Below are 21,814 nucleotides of genomic sequence, written 5' to 3' on the forward strand. Positions count from 1 at the left end.
TGTTTTGTATTGGGTGAGAGCTTTGGCAGAGAGTTGCGCCTGAGTTCGTTTTCGAGCTTCGGCGGGAGCGCGACCTTTCAGCCGTGCGTCGGCATAAGATACGGCGCCAGCGGCAAAGGAAAGTCAAAACGCCTATCGCTCAGGTTCTGGTCGGGAGGAACTGCTGTCCGCGGCAGCCTACCTTGGGCCTAGGAGAATTCAGGCCCGGAATGAACCATGACCGCGTAGCAGATCACGCTGGAAAACGAGCTGAAGGACGAAACCACGCCACACCGGACTTATGCTCTCGTCAGTCAGGCACTACGCTGAATCGGAGGAAGAAATGCTGGCAAACTCACTGATCGAACTCGATCGCGCACATCTGGTTCACCCGTTTTCATGCTATCGCAGCCACGAGGAGACGGGCGTGCGGGTGCTCAAATCCGCCAAGGGCGCAACAGTGACCGATGCAAGCGGGAAAACCCTGCTGGACGGATTCGCCGGTCTATGGTGTGTAAACATCGGATACGGCCAGGAAAGCGTCGTTGAAGCAGCCGCAAAGCAGCTAAGAGAGCTTCCCTACGCGACGGGATATTTCGGGCTGGGATCCGAGCCTGCCATTCGCCTTGCTGCCAGGCTTGCCGAACTGGCGCCCGGCGATTTGAACCATGTCTATTTCACGCTTGGCGGCTCCGACGCAGTCGACAGTACGATCCGCTTGATTCGCTATTACTACCATGCCAAGGGTACGCCGCAAAAAGACCAGTTCATCTCGGTCGAGTATGGCTACCATGGATCCTCGACGGCAGGGTCAGGTCTGACAGCGATCCCGGCCTTCCATGCAGGTTTCGGCGTGCCATACGACTGGCAGCACAAAATTCCTTCGCACTACGCCTATCGCAATCCGGTCGGTTCCGACCCGCAGGCGATCATCGATGCATCGGTCGCGGCCCTGCGGGCCAAAATCGCGGAGCTCGGCGCGGGCCGCGTTGCGGCCTTCTACGCCGAACCCATCCAGGGTTCGGGCGGTGTCCTCGTTCCACCGACAGGTTGGCTGAAGGCTCTGCACGCCGTGTGCAAGGAACACGACATTCTGTTCGTTGCCGACGAAGTTATCACTGCCTTTGGCCGTACCGGCCCCCTCTTCGCCTGTGAGGAAGACGAGGTCGTGCCGGATTTGATGACCACAGCGAAGGGACTGACCTCGGGCTACGTGCCGATGGGCGCCGTCTTCATGTCGGACCACGTGTACAATACGATCGCGGACGGAGCCGGCAAAGCGGCCGTCGGCCATGGCTATACTTATTCGGCCCATCCCGTGAGCGCGGCAGTCGGGCTTGAATGCCTGCGTCTCTATGAAGACAGCTTGCTCGAGAATGGGCGCAAGGCCGGGAAGCGCCTGATGGAAGGCCTTCGCTCGCTCGCCGACCACCCGCTGGTTGGCGACATCCGCGGTCGCGGCATGCTGGCAGCAATCGAGTTGGTCACCGACAAGGAGCGCAAAACGCCGCTGCCGGCGGCGGCCGATCCGGGGCGCCGCATCTTCGAGCGCGCGTGGGCGAACGGCCTTGTCATCCGCTCCTTCAACAGCGGCATCCTAGGCTTTGCGCCGCCGCTCTGCTGCACCGAGGACGATATTGATGGAATCCTTGAACGTACCCGGATGACGCTGGACCAAACCCTCCAAGATAAGGATGTGCGGGCAGCGATGAAGGGATGATCAGCGGGCGCATCGCATCGACCAGGGCCTTTTGGGACTATCTTGGCGATCGGCTCGGCGTCACCGAGACTTCACGTCCAATACTTGCCAAACCTCGTCAGCGGCGGCTTCGCATCCCACTCGTCGACTTTGCCTCTGTTATCCATGGCGCAGATGGTCCGGCGATTTGTTTCCACGAATCGTCGACCTCGCATCTGCCATCCTGAAGCTCAGCGAGTTCGATCGTGACTCGTTGCACGGCGAGTTCGGGTCTCTTCGGCCTGGAGCCCGCCATTGAGACAATTCCCACCCGCTCAAGGGCCGCCAGGGAGCGGGATACGTTCGGCTGCGGACGCGCCGCCAACCTGCACAGTTCCGTGATGCTTTGCGGTCGATACCGATGGATCAGCGCCACCAGCCGACAATTCTCAGGGGTCAACGCCCGCAGAATCTCTTCCGGGGCACACGACTGAGCCATTGGTTCACGGACCACCAGATGCCCCGCCTCCTGAGCCGTCGTCGCCGCCATCACTGTCGCGCGTGTTTTCCTCAGTAAGAGTGCTTTCCAAGTAAACAACAGCCTGGACGAAGGACGGAAATGCCTCTTTTACCCTGTCGAGGTTTTCGAGCACCTTGTCTGTTTTCAGGTCAAAACCGTATCGATGCCGTACCAGGTGACGGAATCCCTTTAACTCACTCAGGGACTGATAAAGCTCGGGGTCGAGCACAGCCGGGCGGATGCCTGCAATTTCCGCCGACATCTGATCGAGCACGTCCTGGTGCATCGTAGGCCCTTGGGGAACGAGGCCGTCTATGTCGTTGGACAGGCTGAGCAGGATGTCCTCGATGCCGTTGTAGACATTGTGGATTCCCAGCGAAACAGCTGCGACCGCTCCCCATTCGCCGAGGGACATCTCACTCCGATGAACCGACAGATATTCCTCGATTTGCTGCAGTTCCTTCGCAGCGCGGTCGATTTTTGGCGACAGTTTTGCGAATGCCGGATGCTTAAACGCTGTCATTGAGCAATTCCTGCACTCGTTCGGACGAAACGTCTGAAGCAAAGATCAGGTCATAAGGAATGTTCGTTCCCCGAAGCTGGTCTGCGACCAAGCGCTCTACCATGGCCCGGCGCGCAGGATCAGTGCTTCCGTGAACCAGCAGATCTACGTCCGAATGGACGCGGAAACGGTTTTTCCGGAGGGATCCGATAACAGAGATATCGACGCCGCGGGCTTTGGCGTTCCGGAGAATACGCGATACACAAGCTTGCGCGGTCTTCCGACGATCGTCAGCTCTTCGGTGGATCAAAGTGTCAATCTTGTTCATCTTTTCGCCTGTTGCCATTGGTCCAACGGTGACCCGAGGCCAGATTGTCGCAACTCCGCAAGCTGTGCGTGCTACCTGCCTATATATCATCGAATGATATATATTCAAGCCATTTGACGAGGATAAGGCGACAACAGGCGTTCGCTGGAAGTGTCCAGATGCAGTCGGAGTTTTAGGCTAGGCGCCGTTCAGACGAGTGGCAATGACGGCCTCGCCCGAAGCGTGACGCCGTCATTCGACAAATGCCGCGCGACAAGATGGAGCGTGGCACGAGCGCACGCCGCTTGAGGATCGAGCCGGAGCAGTGTTCTTATCGGTCGAAAATGATGTCTAGAGGCAAATGGGATTTCACGATTGGTGACTTCAGCACGACGAAGCTGAAATATTTGTCGATCCCGATATCCAATTCGATTATGCGCTCCATAATCGTCTGGTACTCGCTGATGCCCGCTGTGACAAACTTCACTAGATAGTCGTAGCCGCCTGAAACCAGATGGCATTCGATGACAGAATCGACTTTCTGAATTGCGGTGAGAAATCTCGCGAAGTCGTTCTGTTGATGGTGCTTGAGCGTGACTTCGGTGAAGATCGTCAGAGTCTGTCCGAGCTTGGACACATCGATCTGGGCGGAATAGCCGGTGATGAAGCCTTCCGCCTGGAGCTTCTTCACCCGCATCAGGCAAGGGCTCGGCGAAAGGTTCACCAGGTCGGCAAGCTCGACATTGGTGACCCGCCCGTTCTTTTGCAGTTGGGATAAGATCTTGATGTCGATCTTGTCGAGCTTCATTGGAACCTGTCACACATTCGAACCACGGATCGCCCGGCAGACGGCGTCCGTCACCTCCTGCGTGGCCGCTGTCCCTCCCACGTCCGGCGTCAGCACGCCTTCACTCGTCACCGTTTCCACAGCGCTCATCAACCGCGCGGCCGCTGCGCTCTCGCCCAGGTGTTCGAGCATCTGGGCAGCGGTCCAGAAGGTGGCGACCGGGTTGGCAATACCTTTGCCGGCGATGTCGAATGCCGAGCCGTGAATTGGCTCGAACATCGAGGGATAGCGCCGCTCGGGATCAATGTTGGCGGTCGGTGCAACGCCGAGACTGCCCGCGAGCGCGCCTGCAAGGTCCGACAATATGTCGGCATGAAGATTGGTGGCGACGATCGTATCGATGCTCCGAGGTTTCAACGTCATACGCACTGTCATAGCATCGACTAGCATCTTGTCCCACGCGACGTCGGGGAATTCCCGCGCCACCTCGGCTGCGATTTCGTCCCACATTACCATGCCATGACGCTGCGCGTTGGATTTCGTAACAACTGTCAGGAGCTTTCGCGGCCGTGACTGCGCCAGCCGGAATGCATAGCGCATGATGCGGGTGACTCCGACGCGCGTGAAGATCGCGACCTCGGTTCCGACCTCCTCGGGGAGGCCGCGATGGGCGCGGCCGCCGTGGCCCGAATACTCGCCCTCGGAATTCTCCCGCACGATCACCCAATCCAGATCGCCAGGGCCAACGCCCGCCAGCGGCGAAACAATCCCGGGCAATATCCTGGTCGGCCGCACGTTCGCGTATTGATCAAAGCCTTGGCAAATCGGCAGGCGGAGTCCCCAGAGCGTGATATCGTCGGGCAGATCGGGGGCGCCCACCGCGCCAAAGAAGATGGCGTCGAAGCGCTTCAGTTGCGCCACCCCATCTTCGGGCATCATCCGACCATGGGCCTTGTAATAGTCTGAGCCCCAGTCGAAGTGCTGGACACGCAGCTTGAAGTCGCCGCAGCGCTGCTGCAGCGCCTCAAGCGCCTGGAGACCTGCGGCAATCACCTCTGGGCCGATCCCGTCGGCAGGAATGGCGGCAATCTCATATTCGCGCATCGTCACTTTCCCTGTCTGCAGTGCTGGGGCCGCCTCGTGGCCTCAATCTCGTGTGCGAGCGATTGTACCTTGGCAAGACGGTCTTCTCAGAATTCAGCGACCTTGCCCCACGTAGCGGTCTTCAGGCGCTCGGGCCTATAAGGACGTGGATCGACAATTGGCTCGCTGCCTGTGATGATGTCGACGGTCATATGCCCGGCGCCGGGGCCAATCCCGAAGCCGTGACCACTGAATCCCGCCGCCAGGATGAAGCCCGGAATCCCCTCCACTTCACCGACTGCGGGGAATGCCGTCGGGCGTGCTGTCGATATAGCCTGCCCAGACATCGGAGATCGCGACGCGTTGGAGTTCGGGGATCAATTCGCAAGCTCTTCGATATGTCAGCCGAATCTGCCCCATGTCGGGCTTTGGGTCGAGAATCCGGTTCCGTTCCATTGGCGTGATGTCGTCGACGGTCCATTTGCGCAGGCTTTCATGGCCTTGACGCCAGCCCTCGAAGGCGCCCGGGGCGAGATTGCGCCAGCGGCGGGCGAACATAGGTACAAACTCGCGGCTGAACCTGAACTGCTGCGGCGTTGCATCGACACGCGCCCGCCCGCTGATCGCCAGAGCGTATCCACCGTTGCTGCGCCGCGTCAGAGAGACGCGCGCGGTATGCAGGGCATCCGGCAGACCGTTTGCGCCTGGCGCCACGGCTAGAATGGACTGACGCACGGCAGCTTGCGGGAAGCGCATGCCAAGCTGGTTGCAGAAGGAAGAAGCCCACGCGCCCCCGGCCATGATCACGGTCTTTGTCTGGATGGTGCCCGCTTCGGTCACCACAGCGCTCACCCGGCCGGCGCTCAACTCCAGCCCGCGCGCCGCGCAATGCTGATGTACGGTGCCGCCCGCCGCCATAATGCCGCGCGCGGCAACCGGCACTGCCTTGGAAGGGTCCGCCGTTCCGTCAGTTGGCGAGAACACGCCACCTTTCCATTTGCGGCCCGTCGCTTTGCCCCGTTCGGTGGCTTCTTCTGCGCTCAGCATGTGCGTGGTGACCCCGACCGTTTTCGCAAAATCGCGCCACTTCGCCCAGCCTGCCAGCTCATATTCGTCTTGTGAGAGATAGAGGAGCCCGCAGCGGCGAAAGCCGGTGTCTTGGCCGGTCTCCTGTGCCACCTTTTCCCATAGGTCGAGACTCTTGGTCGCCATCGGCAGCTCGCGCGCATCGCGGTTCTGCTGGCGGCACCAGCCCCAGTTGCGGCTGGACTGCTCGGCCGCGATGCGCCCCTTCTCGACCAGGGCGACCTTGAGGCCGCGGCGCGCCAGATAATATGCGCTGAACACGCCCACCACGCCGCCGCCGATGACGACGACGTCCGCTTGGCGAGGGAGGGAAGGGCTGCAGTCGATGTGCATGAGCGGCGCGGACATGGATGGGACTCCGGTAATTTGAAGCATCCTAACCTGCCGCCCGCAGAGGCAGGCTGCGGAGTTTGTGCCTGGACGGAATATCCTGCGTTTAGCAGCGCCCAGGACAGGCAATTATTGCGCGAAAGCTCGCGGCGCTAGGCAAGCGGGAGTAAACTTCATGCAGTCGCGTCATCTGCGGCATGAGCGGCACACGGCACATTGGTCGACCTTGATTGGCAGCGCCTTGGCCGACATTGTGATGGGCCGCGGTCACCAATCCGCTCAGCGGCATGGGCTGCACATGTGCCGGTGTACACCGGAAAACCTTGGTCCTATCTCTCATGGGGCGCGTATTGCCGGATGAAGGATATGGCTGCCTGATCCCGGTTTCCGCGCCGAAACGGGAACAGAGTGAAATGCCGAACTCGACCTTCTTTTCAGAAGTTCCTGCCGCGCGAGGGCCAAGTTTCGAAGACTCTGCGGAAACAGAACAGTCACACTGGCTGGAAGAACGGAGCAACCCCTCCTAATGGCAGGCAGGCTCCAGAGGACATCCGATAGACAGGGCTTGCCCCTTCGGAGAGTTCTCCAAGAAAAGGGAACAGAGTCCGGTACACGGACCGGATTTCAAAAGGGAGCCGCCAGGATGAGCAGAACCCGTCTCTCGCAGCATCAGCGCGCGAAGCGCCGAGAAGGCCAGACTACGGCCGCTACGGTGAGGCGCTTCAGCTCAAAGGGCGATAATGCGGTCTGCAACAGGGTGGACGCGCTCGGTTGAAAGGGGAGGTGATCTCGATGGTCGCAAGCATCCAGGCTGTAGCCCCCCACGATGTGGCGCTTTCGGTGCGCGACCTCACAGTGAATTTGCCGCAAGGCATGGAACGGACCCATGCTGTCAAGAACATTTCCTTCGATCTGAAACGCGGCCAGATCCTCTGCATCATAGGCGAGTCCGGATCGGGCAAGTCGGTCACGGCGAACGCGATCATGGGGCTTCTGCCAAAGGTGATCCGCGTCTCATCGGGTGTCATCCAGCTGGAGGGGATGAACATCATCGGCATGTCGCCAGACAAGCTGCGCGATCTGCGTGGACGGGTCGTGTCGATGATCTTTCAGGACCCGCTCTCGGCGCTCAATCCCCTGATGACGGTGGGCGCGCAGATTGACGAGGTCATGGCCGCGCATGGCTTCGGCACGCCACAAACCTGTCGAAACCGCGCCATCGAGCTGCTCACCGAAGTAGGCCTGCCAGATCCCGAACTCATGTATCACCAGTACCCTTTCCGGCTTTCGGGCGGGCAGCGGCAGCGCATCATGATCGCCATGGCCTTGGCGCTCGAGCCGACGGTGCTGATTGCGGATGAACCAACCACCGCGCTCGACGTCACCACCCAGGCTCAGATACTGCAACTGATCCGTGACATTCAGCGGCGCAAGGGCATGAGCGTGATGTTCATCACCCACGATTTCGGCGTGGTGGCCGAGATCGCCGACAGCGTCGTGGTGATGGAAAAGGGCCATGTCGTCGAACAGGGCAGCGCCGAGCAGGTGCTGAAGTCGCCCAAGCACCCTTATACCCAGCGCCTGATTGCGGCCGTGCCACATTTGACCGGCGAAGATCGCTCTCGCCCGGAGGCTGCCAGCAAGGAGCCCATCCTCAAGGTTGAGGGTCTGGTGAAGACCTATCGCGGCGGCAGCGCGCTGTTCGGCGCGCAGCGGACTGTGACGGCGGTCAACGAGGTTTCGTTCGAACTGGCGCCCGGCCGCACGCTGGGGGTCGTCGGCGAGAGCGGTTCGGGGAAATCCTCGCTGGGCCGGCTGCTGATCAAACTGCTGGACAGTGACGGCGGCGGGATCTTGTTCGAGGGCTGTGACATAGCCAAGCTTTCCGAAGCGAAGTTCCGCCCGCTTCGACCGCGGATCCAGATGATCTTCCAGGATCCCTTCGCTTCTCTGAACCCACGCTCGACGGTCGGTCACATCATGACGGTAGGTCCGGTGGCGCACGGGATGCCTTATGCCCAAGCGCGCGATGAAGCGCGTGCGCTTCTGGCCCATGTCGGTCTCGATGCCGGCGCTTTTGGCCGCTACCCGCACGAGTTCTCGGGTGGGCAACGCCAGCGCATCGGCATCGCCCGTGCGCTGATGTTCAAGCCGAAGCTGTTGATCGCCGACGAGGCGGTCTCCGCACTCGACGTGTCGATCCAGGCACAGATCCTGCAGCTTCTGGACCAGATCCAGCGCGAGACGGGCGTGTCGATGGTCTTCATCACGCACGACCTGCGCGTTGCCAGCCAGATCTGCGACGAAATCGCTGTGATGCAGAAGGGCCGGATCGTCGAGCGCGGGCCGCCCTCGCAAATATTCCTGAACCCGCAAGCAGCCTACACACGCCAACTGGTAGCGGCAATTCCAGGAGAGCGGCCGGGCAATGCCCGTCCAGTAGCAGCAAACGCATAAGAAATAACAAGAGAGGAACTACCATGACCAAAAATTCATCGACTACGTCCAACTACTCGAGGCGCGAAGCGCTGCGACTGATGGCGCTAGGTGGGGCTGCAGGCCTCATCGCGCCCAATCTGCTGGGCAAGCCCGCCTTCGCCAAGACCCCTCCTGCAGGCCCGGCCGGTCGCGTCGTCGTCGGTCTTTCGCAAGAGCCGACCGTATTCAATCCGTTGATGGCGCATATCGAAGTCGATGACGCGGTCCATTTCTCGGTTTTCGACGCACTGATCCGGATGGATCCCCAAGGTGGCTTACATCCAAACCTCGCAGCCGAGGTGCCAAGCCAGAAGAACGGCGGCATTTCGGAGGACGGTCTCAACTGGCGCATCCGGTTGCGCGACAATGCCCGCTGGCACGACGGTGAGCCCTTCACGGCCGAGGACGTGAGATTCACCCTTGAGCTCATCACGAACCCGAAGTTTCGCGCTTGGCGCACGAGCGGCCATTCGCTTGTGCAGGACATCACAGTGGTTTCGCCGACCGAGATCACATGGCGGATGAAGGAGGCTTTTGCACCCTATCTTTCGTTCTTGGCCGAAACCTTCATCGTGCCCAAGCACATTCTGGGGAAAGAGGCCGATCCGAACACAGCCGCGTTCAACCAGGCGCCGGTCGGCACCGGCGCATTCAAATGGAGCCAACGCGTCGCGGGCGATCATATCGAGCTCGTCGCCAATCCTGAGTACGCCGGCGAAGGTCCCTATGTCGAGCAGCTCATCTTCAAATACATTCCCGACATGACGGTGCTCTACACGCAGTTCAAGAGCGGCGATGTGGACTTGGTCGATCAGTCGTTCATCACCGCCGACCATTATACTGAAGCCCGCGAACTACCAGACCGCGTGGTGACACTGGAGACAGGGGCATCCCTGGAGTCGATCTACCTCAATTTGGGCCGACCGCAGTTCAAGGATCTGGCAGTGCGCCAGGCGCTCTACGCCGCCTTGGACAGGAAAGCGATCGTCGACACGATCTATTACGGCGTGGGCACTCTCACCGAGACCTTTATGCCGAAGGAGTCCTACTACTACGACCCGAACCTGCCGGTTCAGGAGTTCAATCTGGACCGGGCACGCCAAATCCTTGATGAGGCCGGCTGGGCGCCGGGGCCGGATGGAATCCGCGCCAAGGATGGGGTGCGACTGTCCTTCTCCAACTCGACGACTTCTGGCAACAATCTCCGCGAGCAGACGCAGCAGTTCCTGCAGCAGACGTTTGCCGAGATCGGCGTCGAGATGACGATCTCGAATTTGCCGGCTGCAGTCATGTGGGGCGAGTTCTGGCTGAAGTCGCAATTCGACACCGCCATGGTTGGCGTCACCTATCTGATTGCCGCGGACCCCGACGCCACAAACCGGCTCCACACGAAGGCAATCGCCGCTCAAGGCGGACACGGTTCGAACACCGGGCAATATTCCAATCCTGAGGTCGATGCCCTGCTCGAAAAAGGCGCTCGCAGCTTCGATCGGGAAGAACGGCGCGGGATCTATAACCGGGTGCAGGAAGTGGTGCGCCACGATCTGCCCTTCCTGCCGCTGTTCGCCTACACAATCGTCCTCGGACGCAAGAAAGGGTTGGACGGCTTCGAGCCCAACGCCAACACCCGCACCGCGTCGTGGAATGCGGCGGCCTGGCAGTGGAAGGCCTAATCCACGCAGTTGCCGCCGCCCGGTTCCGCCGCGGCGGCGGCAACAGACTAAAATGGTCAACCCACAATGGAGGACTCGAATGCGCGGCTTCCTGCTCAATCGCCTCTCGCAGAGCCTGGTGCTGCTTGTGATCGTTTCGATCATCGGCTTCGGCATTCTGAACCTCCTTCCCGGCGGCCCGCTGGCCCAATTCGGGCTTGATCCCGGAATGACCCAGCAGGATATCGAGCGTCTCAAGGGGCTGCTGGGCCTCGATCGGCCTATATGGATCCAATATCTGGACTGGGCATGGCGGCTGGTGCGGGGCGACTGGGGTCACTCGTTCCGTGACGGAGCGCCGGTATTGGAGGTGATCGGCAGCCATCTCTTTGCCACGCTGCTGTTGATGGGTTCCTCAACCGCGATTGCGATCTCCATTGGCGCCTGGATCGGAATCCGCGGCGCCACGCGCCGCTACTCGCTGTTTGATTATCTTGCAACTGTCGGGGCCATGGTCGCGTTATCGGTCCCTACCTTCTGGTTCGGACTCGTCGGTATCTATATCTTTTCCCTGAAGTTGGGCTGGCTGCCCGCGGGCAATATGTCCGAGATCGGTGACGCCTCGATCCTGGGTTACCTCCACCACCTGATCCTGCCAAGTATCGTGCTGTCGCTGGTCCACGTCGCGATCTGGAGCCGCTACATGCGCACGGCCACTCTCGACGCCATTAGCCAGGACTTCGTCAAGACGGCCCGGGCCAAGGGGTTGAGTGAACGCCGGATTCTGATGAAGCATGTCGTCGGCAACGCACTTTTGCCGATGATTACCCTGGCCGGGATGCAGCTTCCCAGCGTCCTCACTGGCGCGCTCGTGACCGAAACCGTCTTTACCTGGCCAGGAATGGGACGGTTGTTCCTCGATAGCCTTGGTTACAGCGACTATCCGGTCGTGATGGGGCTGCTGATGTTCTCGGCCATCCTCGTTCTGCTTGGAAACCTGATCGCCGACATTGTCGTCGCTATTGTCGATCCGCGCATTCGTCTGGCTTGAGCGCGCAACTTCCCCGACAGGAGACAGCCGATATGACCGCTCTCACCGCAAACGCAGCTCCAAGCCGATGGAGAAACAACCGCGCGGCGCGTCGTTTCATGCGGCATCGCTTGGCGCTGCTCGGGTTGGCGATGATCATCGTCCTGAGCCTCGCTTGCGTCCTCGGCCCCTATCTCCTGCCTTATGACTCACTGTACATCGACCTGCGGGCCCGCTTTGCCCCTCCGCTGACGGGGTATCATTTTCTAGGTACCGATCCGCTTGGCCGCGACGTGGCGGCAAGGCTTTTGATGGCGGGACGAATCTCGCTGCTGGTCGGCTTCTTTGCCATGGTGTTGTCGACGCTCATCGGCACGCTGGTCGGCGTGATTGCCGGCTATCGCGGCGGCTGGGTCGGGGCCACGCTGATGCGCACGGTCGATGGATTCCTGTCATTCCCATCGATCTTTCTGCTGCTGGCGCTGGCTGCCGCACTGAAGCCCAGTCCTGTGATGATCACCGTCATTATCGCCCTCACCAGTTGGATGGAGGTTGCTCGTATCGTCGAAGCGGAGGTCCGCTCGTTACGCGAACGCGAGTTCGTCCTGGCCGGGCGAATGCTGGGATTGAGCGGCACCCACATCATGTTCCGCGAGATACTGCCCAACGCCATGGGGCCGATTATCGTCGCCTCCACCTTGACGGTCGCGCGCGCCATTCTCATGGAAGCCTACATCAGTTTCCTCGGCTACGGGATCCAGCCGCCACTGCCCAGCTGGGGCAACATGCTCAATGGCGCCCAGCAATATCTGGGCAGTGCACCTTGGCTGGCAATCATTCCCGGAGCTGCAATCACCATTGCGGTAACCAGTTTCAATTTCATCGGTGACGGGCTGCGTGATGCGCTCGACGTCCGAGACGACCACATCTGAAGTTTCACCGACCGCAGATCTTTACCCCTGCAATGCAGCGAGAAGTCAACCACGTGCAAGAGCCTCATATCGCCGACAAGAACACACCCTACTGGTGGGAAGCAGCGCCCGTCATGCCGCTGCCGCGGCAGCCAGTCGCTAAGAATCTCGATGTGGCAATTATCGGCGCCGGTTATGCCGGTCTTTCGGCCGGGCTTGTGCTGGCGCGTGAAGGACGCTCGGTCGCAGCTTTTGACGCGATGAATCCGGGCGAGGGTGCTTCCACGCGCAACGGCGGGATTACGAGCGGAAGCATCCGGCCGGACTATGCCGCGATCACCCGCCGCTTCGGGGAAGAGAAGGCCATGGCGATCGAGGCCGAGGGCAAGGTCGCACGCGAATTCCTCTACGACTTCATCAAGACCGAAGGGCTCGACTGCGACTTCCGACTGGTTGGCCAATTCAAAGGCGCTTTCGGATATGAACAGTATGAGAAGATGGCGCGCGGCGCCGAGAGGCTTGCGAAGAAACTGGGGATCGAGTCCTACGCGGTTCCACGTGCCGAGCAGCGAAATTATATCGGCACCGACTTCTACCGCGGCGGGACCGTTCGGATGGACATTGGCGGGCTGCACCCCGCAAAATTCCATGCTGAGCTCCTGCGGGTGGCGCTCGCATCCGGGTTGACGGTCCATTCGCATACGGTGGTCAAGTCGATCGAGAGGAATGGTTCGGGGTTCCGCGTCGCGACTTCGGCAGGGACGGTGGATGCACGGCAGGTTCTGGTCTGTACCAACGGCTATACCGACGGCGCCGCTCCCTTCCTACGCCGCCGCCTGGTTCCGGTCCGCAGCCGGATCATCGTCACCGAGGAACTTGCGCCCGATATCATGGCGCGACTGATGCCGAAGCTGATGACGATCACCGAGAACCGGCAACTCGGTTTCTATTATCGTCCCTCGTGTGACGGAAAACGTATCCTGCTGGGGGGGCGTGACAGTTCTCGCGTCGGCGATCCCGCAGCGCCGAAACTTCTCCTACGCAAGGGACTGGTGAACCTTTTTCCGGAGTTGGAGAACGTGCGCCTTTCGCATTGCTGGTTCGGCAACGTGGCGATGAACCGAGACATGCTGCCCCGCATCTTCGAGAAGGACGGCGTGGTCTACGCCACCGGCTTCTGCGGTTCGGGCGTGGTCTGGGCACCATGGATCGGTATGCATGCGGCCCACAAACTGATGGGGCATGGCGAGCAGTCGCGCACGGCGTTCGACTTTCGACCGCCTTCGGCCGTTCCGCTCTATCGCGGCAATCCGTGGTTCATGCCGGCGATTATCCAGGGCTATCGGATACAGGACCGTATCGCCTTCTGGCGCGCCAGCCGCTAGTCGCCGACATCGGGGGCGATCCGTGGTTCATGCGGGCAGCCCTTTGGCCTGCCCACCGCTGACATGACTGCAGTATCGCGCGAGGTCACCTTGTTGCCGGAGAGCACTCCAGTGGTGTCGAAAAATCCGTCGGGGCAGCGAGCCTGTCGGTGCGAAGCCGATCAGCGGTGGGACACCTTTGCGCGGATCAGCGCATCGGCCATATAGAGGTCCTGCAGGGAGATACCGGAACTGTCGAAGACCGTGATCTCATTGTCGAAGCGGCGTCCGGGCGCACGCCTTTCGATGACGTCGCCGATTGGTGTTACCGCAAGCACGCCTGCGTCGATCTCGTCGCGCACGTGTTGGAACTCGCCGATCTGGACGGACTGGGAAAGCAGATCACAAAACAGACGTGCCTTGAGAAATAATTTGCTCGGGAATTCGCGCTTACCCGGAGCATCCGACCCCATGCTGACGATATGAGTTCCGGGTCCCACCCAAGCGGCATCGAACAGCGGTTCGCGCGAGGGTGTCGCCGTCACCACGATGTCGGCCGCGCGCACGGCTTCTTCCGGCAAGGCAGTGCGCGCCTTCAGTCCCCTTTCGCCGATCTGATCGACAAAAGCGTCGCGCCGCTGCGAAGGCCGGGCCACGACCAGCACGGTTTCGATTGGGCGGATGCGTGCCAGCGCCATCACTTCGAAGCTCGCCTGGTTGCCGGCGCCGAAGATCGCCAGAACCTTGGCTTGCTTGCGCGCAAGAAGATCGGCCGCAACCGCGTCGGCGGCGGCCGTCCTGTAGGCGTTGACCTTCCCGGCCTCAATTACGGCGCCGAGCCGACCTGTATGCTGATCGAGCAGCACGATGGTGGAGTTGTGGCGGGAAAGGCCACGTGCCGGGTTGCCCGACCAGAAGGAGCCGATTTTCACCCCGGTGAGGTCGCCCGACGAACCGGATTTGATTGAGAAGGTATTGGTCGCGTCCTGTGTGCGTCCGAGAACAGCCGGAAAGACCCAGCTCTGCTGCGATGCTGCCGCCACGAGGGCCTCGCGCGCCGCCTCGAAAGCAAGTTCATGCGTGACGAGGGCGGCTGACTCCTCTTCGCTGATGTAGATCATCAAAAATTCCTTCTGAGCATCAAACGCTTTATCGTGCTGCGGCTATGCCATTGCAGAGGCTGAGATCACATCCATTGGGACTGGTGCGGACGTAACGTCGATCGCGGGCAACCACGAAGCGGCGATCCAACGGCCAGGTATTCCTCGCCCGATTTGCGCGATTTGGCATGCCGAGGAACTGCTCAAAACGAATTATCCCGCTGATTTGAAGGGGCAAAACAGCAGCGAAATCTGTCCGCCGGGCGCGACTCTAAGATCCGACTTCAATCCGACTCTGGATCAAGTGACAGCGTTGCACCTTATGGCCTTTGAGCACGACAGAGATATCGTCAGCGCCCCAACCGAGCTGATGAAATTCCAAACCCGCCATTTGCCGGGCGCACTGAAGCTGTCGCAGGAGATGGCCTGGCCCTACCGCCAGGAGGATTGGGAATTTGCCCTGATGGTCGGCAACGGCCTGGTGCTCGAGCGGGCAGGACAGGTGATTGGCACGGCCATGTCCTGGAACTACGGACAGTCCTATGCCTCGGTCGGGATGATTATAGTTACTGGCTCCGCGCAAGGCGGTGGCAACGGCGCCCGGCTCTTTGATGGATTGCTTGAGGCGACACACGGTCGCAACCTGCTGCTCAACTCAACCGAAGAGGGGCTGGCGCTTTACAAGCGCCGCGGCTTCATTGCTTGGGGCAGGGTGCATCAGCACCAGGGCTCGCTGAATGTCGCCGTGACGCGCAGTCCTTGCGACGACATCCGTCAAGCGACAGTCTCTGATCTCGCGGCGATCCAGGCCTTCGACGAACGGGCCACGGGCATGCCCCGGCTGTCGATGGTGGCTGCGCTCGCCGATGTGGGCAACGCATTGGTCATCGAGCGCAATGGACGGATTGCCGGCTACGCTATCGCCAGGAGGTTTGGCCGTGGCTATGTCGTCGGCCCTTGTGCAGCCGAGAGCCACGAAGACGCGCGGCTTTTGATCCTGGGCCAGCTTTCGAAGCTTCACAATCAATTCGTCCGCATCGACGTCTATGCCGAGGATGGATTGTGCGACTGGCTTGCGAGCCTTGGTCTTCAGCGGTCCGGCAGTGCGACCGCCATGGTCAAAGGGCAACGGCCCGTCTCCGAGCGGCCCGCCCATATGTATGCGTTAGCAAACCAGTCGTTCACTTAGGAAACGAAACTTATGAACACGTGGGCGGCAAACCTGGCGGTGAGCGAGACGGCTCGGACGATCGAGGCCTTGGTCACCCCGGCGCTGCTTCTCGACCGTGGACGGCTCGAGCGCAACATCCAGGGTCTGGCCGAGCGCGCCAGGAAGCTTGGCGTGGTGCTGCGCCCGCATATGAAGACGGCCAAACGCATCGAAGTCGCCCGACGCGCATTCCACCGCGACCTCGGTCCGATCACAGTCTCGACCATCGCCGAGGCGAAGTATTTTGCGCGCCATGGCTTTCGAGACATGACCTACGCGGTTGGCATCTCGCCGGCATCGGCCAGGCGGGCCATGGAGCTTTGTCGTCGAACCGGCGCTGATGTGAAGCTGTTGCTCGATTCTGTGGAGCAGGCTGATGTTTTGGCCGACGTGCGCCAAGCCATCGGCGTGACGCCGTCCGTGTTCATCGAACTGGACTGCGATGACCATCGCGGTGGATTGAAACCGGACGATCCCAAGCTGCTCGAGGTGGCCGACAGGGTCGTCGAGAAGGGCGCTAATCTCGTCGGCGTTCTCGCCCATGCGGGCGAGTCCTATGGCTTGAACACGCCCCATGCGCTGGTCAAGGCAGCCGAGAACGAGCGTTCGGCCAGCGTGCGCGCGGCCGAAACTTTGCGCGCCCATGGCCATGTCTGCCCGATCGTCAGCGTCGGCTCGACGCCGACAGCGCATTTCGCCAGCAATCTTGATGGGGTCACGGAGCTGCGCGCTGGAGTCTACATGTTCTTCGACCTCGTCCAGCACGGGGTCGGGGTGTGCGAACTGGATGACATCGCGATTTCCGTATTGGCCACGGTGATCGGGTCCAAGCCGGAAAAGGGATGGGTGCTGGTCGACGCAGGGTGGATGGCGCTTTCGCGCGACCGGGGAACCGCAAACCAGCAGATCGACCAGGGCTACGGCGTGGTCTGCGACGAAAAGGGGCGGGTGCTTGAAGATGTGATCGTGGCCCAGGCCAGCCAGGAGCACGGTATCCTCGCCATTCGTGCCGGTTCTGGAAAGTCCATGCCCGAGTTGCCGCTCGGGACTCGGATACGCATTTTGCCCAACCATGCCTGTGCGATGGCCGCCCAGCATGATTTCTACAGCGTCGTCAACGGCGACAGCCCCAAGATTGAAGCGCGTTGGGAGCGGATGCGCGGCTGGTAGACGCGCAACTACGCTCGAATGTCGCCCCACTCAAATCAACACTGGTGGTCAAGAAGATGAAGTTTACCTCTTATTGGCTGGATACGTCTCAGCCGTTCAATGAAGGGTCGTCCAAACCGCTCGAAGGCCACTACGATGTGGCGATTGTGGGCGGCGGCTTGACCGGCTCCTCCGCCGCGCTGGCTCTTGCCAAAAAGGGCGCCCGGGTTGCCCTTTTGGAGGCCGAAACGATCGGCAGCGCCGCGTCCGGCCGCAATGGCGGGATGTGCAACAACGGCTTTGCCCAGAACTATGCAATCATGGCTGGCAAGCACGGCAAGCTGGCCGCAAATGCGCTCTACAAGGCTTTCGACGCCGGCGTCGATACGGTCGAGCGGTTGGTGCAGGAAGAGAAGATCGACTGCAGCTTCTCCCGCGTCGGCAAGCTCAAGCTTGCCGCCAAGCCCGAGCACTACGATATGCTGGCGCGCAGCCAGGAACTGCTGGCGGCCAATGTCGATCCCGAAACCAGGATGATCGCGCGCTGCGACCTGCGGGCGGAAGTCGGGACCGACCGTTACTATGGCGGGTTGCTGTTTCCCAAGAGCGCGGGCATGCATGTCGGCCGGTTCGTCCGGGGCCTCGCGACCGCCGCTGCCCGGCGTGGCGCAGCGGTCCATGAACGCTCGCCCGTCATGGCGATGCGCAAGGTTTCAGGCGGGCATGAGGTAACGACGCCAAAGGGCAAGATCCTCGCTCGGCAGGTCCTGTTGGCGAGCGGCATTTCCCAGGTCGGTCCGCTGAGATGGATCCGCCGCCGCATCGTGCCGGTCGGTGCCTTCCTCATCGTGACGCAACCGCTGTCGCCTGCGCAGATCGAGCGTCTCATGCCGACCCGTCGAAACGTCGTCGACACGCGCAACCTCGTTGTCTACTGGCGGCTCACGCCGGACAATCGCCTTCTGTTCGGCGGGAGGGCGCGCTTTGCCGTGTCCAATCCTCAATCCGACGAAAAAAGCGGCCGGATACTCAAGGCGGCGATGGTCGAGGTCTTTCCGGAACTGGCCGGCACCCGCATCGACTACTGCTGGGGCGGCATGGTCGATATGACCCGCGATCGCCTGCCGCGCGCCGGAGAGCGCGATGGCATCTATTACTCGATGGGCTATAGCGGACACGGGACCCAGATGTCGACGTTGATGGGCACCATCATGGCCGAAGTCATGGACGGGCACCCTGAGCTCAATCCCTGGAAGGATTTCGACTGGCCAGCGATCCCCGGCTATTTCGGGCGCCCCTGGTTCCTGCCGGTTCTCGGCGCCTATTACCGCATGAAGGACCTTGTAGGGTGATAACGCCCCTCGAACACCTGGCCCGCAGCGGCCACCTGGACAAGTTCTTCATCGACGGTCTATGGGTTGAGCCGAGCGGCACCGCGACGGGCGTCGTCGTCAACCCCGCCACAGAAGAGGTTGTGAGCCAATTTCCGCTTGGAAATGGCGAGGACGTGGACGCGGCCGTTGCAGCGGCTCGCAGGGCATTCGCCACCTGGAGTCGGACCACGCCAGAAGACCGCGTGGGTCTGCTCGATCGCTTGCAAGCGCTGCTCGAGGCGCGCGGCGAACTGCTGGCTCAATGCCTGAGCCTCGAAATGGGCGCGGCGATCGGCTATGCGCGCAGCGCCCAGGTGCCGCTGGCGATCACGCATGTTAAGGTCGCTCGCGATGTGCTGACAGACTTTCGCTTCGTCAAGCAACGGGGGCAAACCGCCGTCACCCACGAACCGATCGGTGTCTGCGCCTTGATCACTCCGTGGAACTGGCCACTTTACCAGATCACCGCCAAGGTTTCGCCGGCGCTCGCTGCAGGCTGCACGATCGTGCTGAAGCCGAGTGAGCTTTCTCCCTTGGACGCCCTGCTATTCGCCGAGGCGCTCGAGGAAGCCGGCTTCCCTGCCGGGGTTTTCAACCTCCTGCAAGGTGATGGTCCAGGCGTGGGTATGGGGCTCGCCTCCCATCCGGATGTCGACATGATCTCCATTACCGGGTCCACCCGCGCGGGCATTGCGGTGGCCGAGGCGGCAGCGACCACGGTCAAGCGTGTCGCGCAGGAGCTCGGCGGCAAGTCGCCGAACGTGATCCTGCCGGACGCAGATCTCGATCGCGCCGTTTCTCTGGGCGTAGCCGCCGCCTTCCGCAATCTCGGCCAGTCATGCAGCGCCCCGACACGCATGATCGTGCCGCGCGCGCTGCTCTCCGAGATCGAGGCAATCGCCAAAATGGCCGCAGCCCAGATCGTCATTGGTGATCCACTTTGCGAAGCCACAACTCATGGTGCAATCGCCAACCGTGCCCAATTCGACCGCATCCAAACCATGATCGGCGTCGGCATTTCTGAGGGCGCCAGGCTCCTGACCGGAGGACCGGGTCGTGCACACGATCTGAACGTCGGGTTCTATGTGAAGCCTACCATCTTTTCCGACGTGCGCACGAGCATGCGTATTGCCCAGGAAGAGGTCTTCGGGCCCGTTCTCTGCATCATCCCTTACGACACAATCGAGGAGGCCGTCACCATCGCCAACGACTCGGTCTACGGTCTGGGGGCTCATGTGCAGGGCAAGGATATAGACGCCGTCAGGGACGTGGCCTCGCAGATCCGCTCCGGTCAGGTGCATCTCAACTACCCGGCCTGGGATCCGCACGCCCCATTTGGCGGTTTCAAGCAGTCCGGAAACGGACGCGAATATGGGATCGAGGGCATGTTGGAGTATCTCGAGGTAAAATCCATCCTCGGCTATTTCTAGGCGACATCTTCGCCCAGCGCAGGGGGAGCGCGCGCCTGGGCCGAGCCGAACTCCTGGACTGTGCTCACATCCGAACCTGGCAAGTTGCCATGGCTCCGCAGCGCGCGGGCGATCTGCTGAGAAACCCGATCGAGGCCCAGGAGGCTTGGTCGATCTAGAAAGCCGTCGAAATTAGAGATGTTTGGCCGTCATGGTCCAGCCGATCTGTACGTTTCATACATCGAATTGAATACAACCGTGGATAGATTACCATCACCCTGGGCCGCATACGGGAGGGTTGGATGAGTAAGGTGCAGAGGGTCAGTCCGGTAGTAGAGCAAGCAATCGCCGCAGTCCTCAATAGGGAGGATCGTGGTGACACCATCTCGATCACAGCGACACTAAACGCGGCACGGCAAGCCGCCCCTCATCTCGTCGCATCCGACGAAGAGCTCACCGAGGCGATCGTCGAGGCAGCAACTGCCCTGGGCCTGTCCGTTGCTTTCGACCGTCGGGAATAGCCGTCGGCCCAGGGGTCGCGAAATCGGAACGTTGGTGTCATGCGTTGGGTGCCCCTGCGATGTTGCTGCATCTCAACGGGTCATCGTTGCGCGTTGCCAGGTGAACTCTTGCATCGGCAGCGAGTGTTGTCGCGCTGTCGCCGATAGTCCGCCAGAGCCGCGTCGAAGCGCTGTCGGCGCTGAAAGCCATGGCAAGTGCATTTGCGCAGAGTTCGGCGTCCCGGAAGGCATCGCCGATCCCCTGCGCACTGTGTCCTTGCAGTACCAGCATCGCCAATGGGCGCCCCAGCCTGGCCCGTATGGTTGCGAAAGACGTCGGGCAACGCAGTGCCAGCGAATGGCGTCTCGTTCCCAAAACGGTCGGCCAAGACAGATCATCCCGGCTCCGATCAAGAGCCCTGCGCGCCAGCCGGCCACCAAGGTTGCCGCGATCACCCTCGATGTCGTAGAGGCTAGGGTCGGCGGTTAAAATTGGCGGAGAAGAATATATGCCAGAGCACCCGAAAGTCGTCTCGACTGCCAAGTCGCATGGCGGCGCCCAGCATGTTTACTCTCATCTCTCGACGAGCTGCTCGTGCGAAATGACGTTTGCCATTTTCATGCCTCCGCAGGCACGGGAACGGCGTTGCCCGGTGGTGTGGTACCTCTCCGGGCTGACCTGCACCCATGCGAATGTAATGGAAAAAGGCGAATACAGACGTGTTGCCGCCGAACTTGGCTTGATCGTTGTCTGTCCTGACACCAGCCCGCGTGGTGCCGACATTCCGGATGAAAAGGACAATTGGCAGTTCGGCAGCGGCGCCGGCTTCTACCTCGACGCGACCCAAGAGCCGTATGCCAAGAACTATCGCATGTATTCCTATATCGTCGAGGAGCTGCCCGCCGTGATCGGGCGCGAATTTCCCGCCGATATGGCGCGCCAGTCGATCTTCGGCCACTCGATGGGCGGGCATGGCGCGCTGACGATCGCACTGAAAAATCCCGCGCGTTTCAGAAGTTGCTCGGCCTTTGCGCCGATCGTGCAGCCAAGCACAGCCGGCTGGTCGAAGCCGGCTTTCGAAAAATATCTCGGCCTGGATGAGGCCTCGTGGCGGCGCTACGATGCCACTTCGCTCATTGAGGATGGACACCGTTTCCCGGAATTCCTGGTCGATCAGGGAACGTCAGACGGTTTCCTCCAGGAGGGCCTCAGGCCTTGGCTGCTCGAAGACGCCTGCTCCAAGGCAGGCATTCCGTTGAAATTGCGGATGCAGGACGAATACGATCACTCCTATTTTTTCATTTCGACATTCATGCATGACCATATGACGTGGCATGCCGAAAGGCTTTCACGAGGCTGAGGCCA

18 protein-coding genes and 1 pseudogene are annotated in these 21,814 nt (G+C 61.0%); 12 read left to right on the forward strand and 7 right to left on the reverse strand.

Going from position 1 to position 21,814, the window contains the following annotated elements; genetic code table 11:
• Positions 1-322 precede the first annotated feature (322 nt).
• Positions 323-1,699 (forward strand): aminotransferase class III-fold pyridoxal phosphate-dependent enzyme, encoded by a 1,377-nt coding sequence (locus tag AC0L2X_RS24995; RefSeq protein WP_473600491.1) that lies wholly within the window; start codon positions 323-325, stop codon positions 1,697-1,699.
• Between the two features lie 97 nt (positions 1,700-1,796).
• Here the strand turns inward: AC0L2X_RS24995 and AC0L2X_RS25000 are convergent, their stop codons facing one another.
• From AC0L2X_RS25000 to AC0L2X_RS25025, 6 genes and pseudogenes are all read right to left on the reverse strand, one after another.
• Positions 1,797-2,207, reverse strand: coding sequence for an HVO_A0114 family putative DNA-binding protein (locus AC0L2X_RS25000; protein WP_473600441.1), 411 nt, complete (start codon positions 2,205-2,207; stop codon positions 1,797-1,799).
• Positions 2,161-2,700: a ribonuclease toxin HepT-like protein gene (locus tag AC0L2X_RS25005; protein ID WP_473559210.1), complete on the reverse strand. Its 540-nt coding sequence runs from the start codon at positions 2,698-2,700 to the stop codon at positions 2,161-2,163. The genes AC0L2X_RS25000 and AC0L2X_RS25005 overlap by 47 nt, the downstream gene beginning before the upstream one ends.
• A complete protein-coding gene (locus tag AC0L2X_RS25010; protein WP_473559212.1) occupies positions 2,687-3,007 on the reverse strand; it encodes a nucleotidyltransferase domain-containing protein in 321 nt (106 codons plus the stop codon). The genes AC0L2X_RS25005 and AC0L2X_RS25010 overlap by 14 nt, the downstream gene beginning before the upstream one ends.
• 310 nt (positions 3,008-3,317) lie before the next feature.
• Positions 3,318-3,794: an Lrp/AsnC family transcriptional regulator gene (locus AC0L2X_RS25015; RefSeq protein ID WP_473600442.1), complete on the reverse strand. Its 477-nt coding sequence runs from the start codon at positions 3,792-3,794 to the stop codon at positions 3,318-3,320.
• A 9-nt stretch (positions 3,795-3,803) separates the two neighbouring features.
• Positions 3,804-4,877: a tartrate dehydrogenase gene (locus AC0L2X_RS25020; RefSeq protein WP_473600443.1), complete on the reverse strand. Its 1,074-nt coding sequence runs from the start codon at positions 4,875-4,877 to the stop codon at positions 3,804-3,806.
• A gap of 86 nt (positions 4,878-4,963) precedes the next feature.
• Positions 4,964-6,290, reverse strand: a pseudogene (locus tag AC0L2X_RS25025) (NAD(P)/FAD-dependent oxidoreductase).
• Positions 6,291-7,064: 774 nt separating this feature from the next.
• Between AC0L2X_RS25025 and AC0L2X_RS25030 the strand changes: the two are divergent.
• The 5 genes from AC0L2X_RS25030 to AC0L2X_RS25050 all read left to right on the forward strand — a co-directional run bounded on the left by AC0L2X_RS25030 (position 7,065) and on the right by AC0L2X_RS25050 (position 13,728).
• Positions 7,065-8,729: an ABC transporter ATP-binding protein gene (locus tag AC0L2X_RS25030; RefSeq protein WP_473600444.1), complete on the forward strand. Its 1,665-nt coding sequence runs from the start codon at positions 7,065-7,067 to the stop codon at positions 8,727-8,729.
• A 23-nt stretch (positions 8,730-8,752) separates the two neighbouring features.
• Positions 8,753-10,423, forward strand: a complete 1,671-nt coding sequence (locus tag AC0L2X_RS25035) for a peptide ABC transporter substrate-binding protein (protein ID WP_473600445.1) — start codon at positions 8,753-8,755, stop codon at positions 10,421-10,423.
• 79 nt (positions 10,424-10,502) lie between these two features.
• Positions 10,503-11,453, forward strand: a complete 951-nt coding sequence (locus AC0L2X_RS25040) for an ABC transporter permease (RefSeq protein ID WP_473600446.1) — start codon at positions 10,503-10,505, stop codon at positions 11,451-11,453.
• Between the two features lie 32 nt (positions 11,454-11,485).
• Positions 11,486-12,364 (forward strand): ABC transporter permease, encoded by an 879-nt coding sequence (locus AC0L2X_RS25045; RefSeq protein WP_473600447.1) that lies wholly within the window; start codon positions 11,486-11,488, stop codon positions 12,362-12,364.
• Between the two features lie 32 nt (positions 12,365-12,396).
• Positions 12,397-13,728 (forward strand): NAD(P)/FAD-dependent oxidoreductase, encoded by a 1,332-nt coding sequence (locus tag AC0L2X_RS25050; protein WP_473600448.1) that lies wholly within the window; start codon positions 12,397-12,399, stop codon positions 13,726-13,728.
• Between the two features lie 161 nt (positions 13,729-13,889).
• Here the strand turns inward: AC0L2X_RS25050 and AC0L2X_RS25055 are convergent, their stop codons facing one another.
• Entirely contained in the window at positions 13,890-14,828 is a 939-nt protein-coding gene (locus tag AC0L2X_RS25055) for an ornithine cyclodeaminase family protein (RefSeq protein WP_473600449.1), read from the reverse strand.
• Between the two features lie 349 nt (positions 14,829-15,177).
• Between AC0L2X_RS25055 and AC0L2X_RS25060 the strand changes: the two genes are divergently transcribed.
• From AC0L2X_RS25060 to fghA, 6 genes are all read left to right on the forward strand, one after another.
• Entirely contained in the window at positions 15,178-15,996 is an 819-nt protein-coding gene (locus tag AC0L2X_RS25060) for a GNAT family N-acetyltransferase (protein ID WP_473600451.1), read from the forward strand.
• Positions 15,997-16,008: 12 nt separating this feature from the next.
• Entirely contained in the window at positions 16,009-17,187 is a 1,179-nt protein-coding gene (locus AC0L2X_RS25065; protein WP_473600452.1) for an alanine racemase, read from the forward strand.
• A gap of 56 nt (positions 17,188-17,243) precedes the next feature.
• Positions 17,244-18,518, forward strand: coding sequence for an NAD(P)/FAD-dependent oxidoreductase (locus AC0L2X_RS25070; RefSeq protein ID WP_473600453.1), 1,275 nt, complete (start codon positions 17,244-17,246; stop codon positions 18,516-18,518).
• Positions 18,515-19,969, forward strand: coding sequence for an aldehyde dehydrogenase family protein (locus tag AC0L2X_RS25075; protein WP_473600454.1), 1,455 nt, complete (start codon positions 18,515-18,517; stop codon positions 19,967-19,969). Before AC0L2X_RS25070 ends, AC0L2X_RS25075 begins: the two co-directional genes overlap by 4 nt.
• A gap of 281 nt (positions 19,970-20,250) precedes the next feature.
• Entirely contained in the window at positions 20,251-20,469 is a 219-nt protein-coding gene (locus AC0L2X_RS25080) for a hypothetical protein (RefSeq protein WP_473600455.1), read from the forward strand.
• Between the two features lie 488 nt (positions 20,470-20,957).
• Positions 20,958-21,809 (forward strand): S-formylglutathione hydrolase, encoded by an 852-nt coding sequence (fghA, locus tag AC0L2X_RS25085; RefSeq protein WP_473600456.1) that lies wholly within the window; start codon positions 20,958-20,960, stop codon positions 21,807-21,809.
• Positions 21,810-21,814 lie beyond the last annotated feature (5 nt).

This window comes from Mesorhizobium sp. WSM4828 (genome assembly GCF_055811175.1).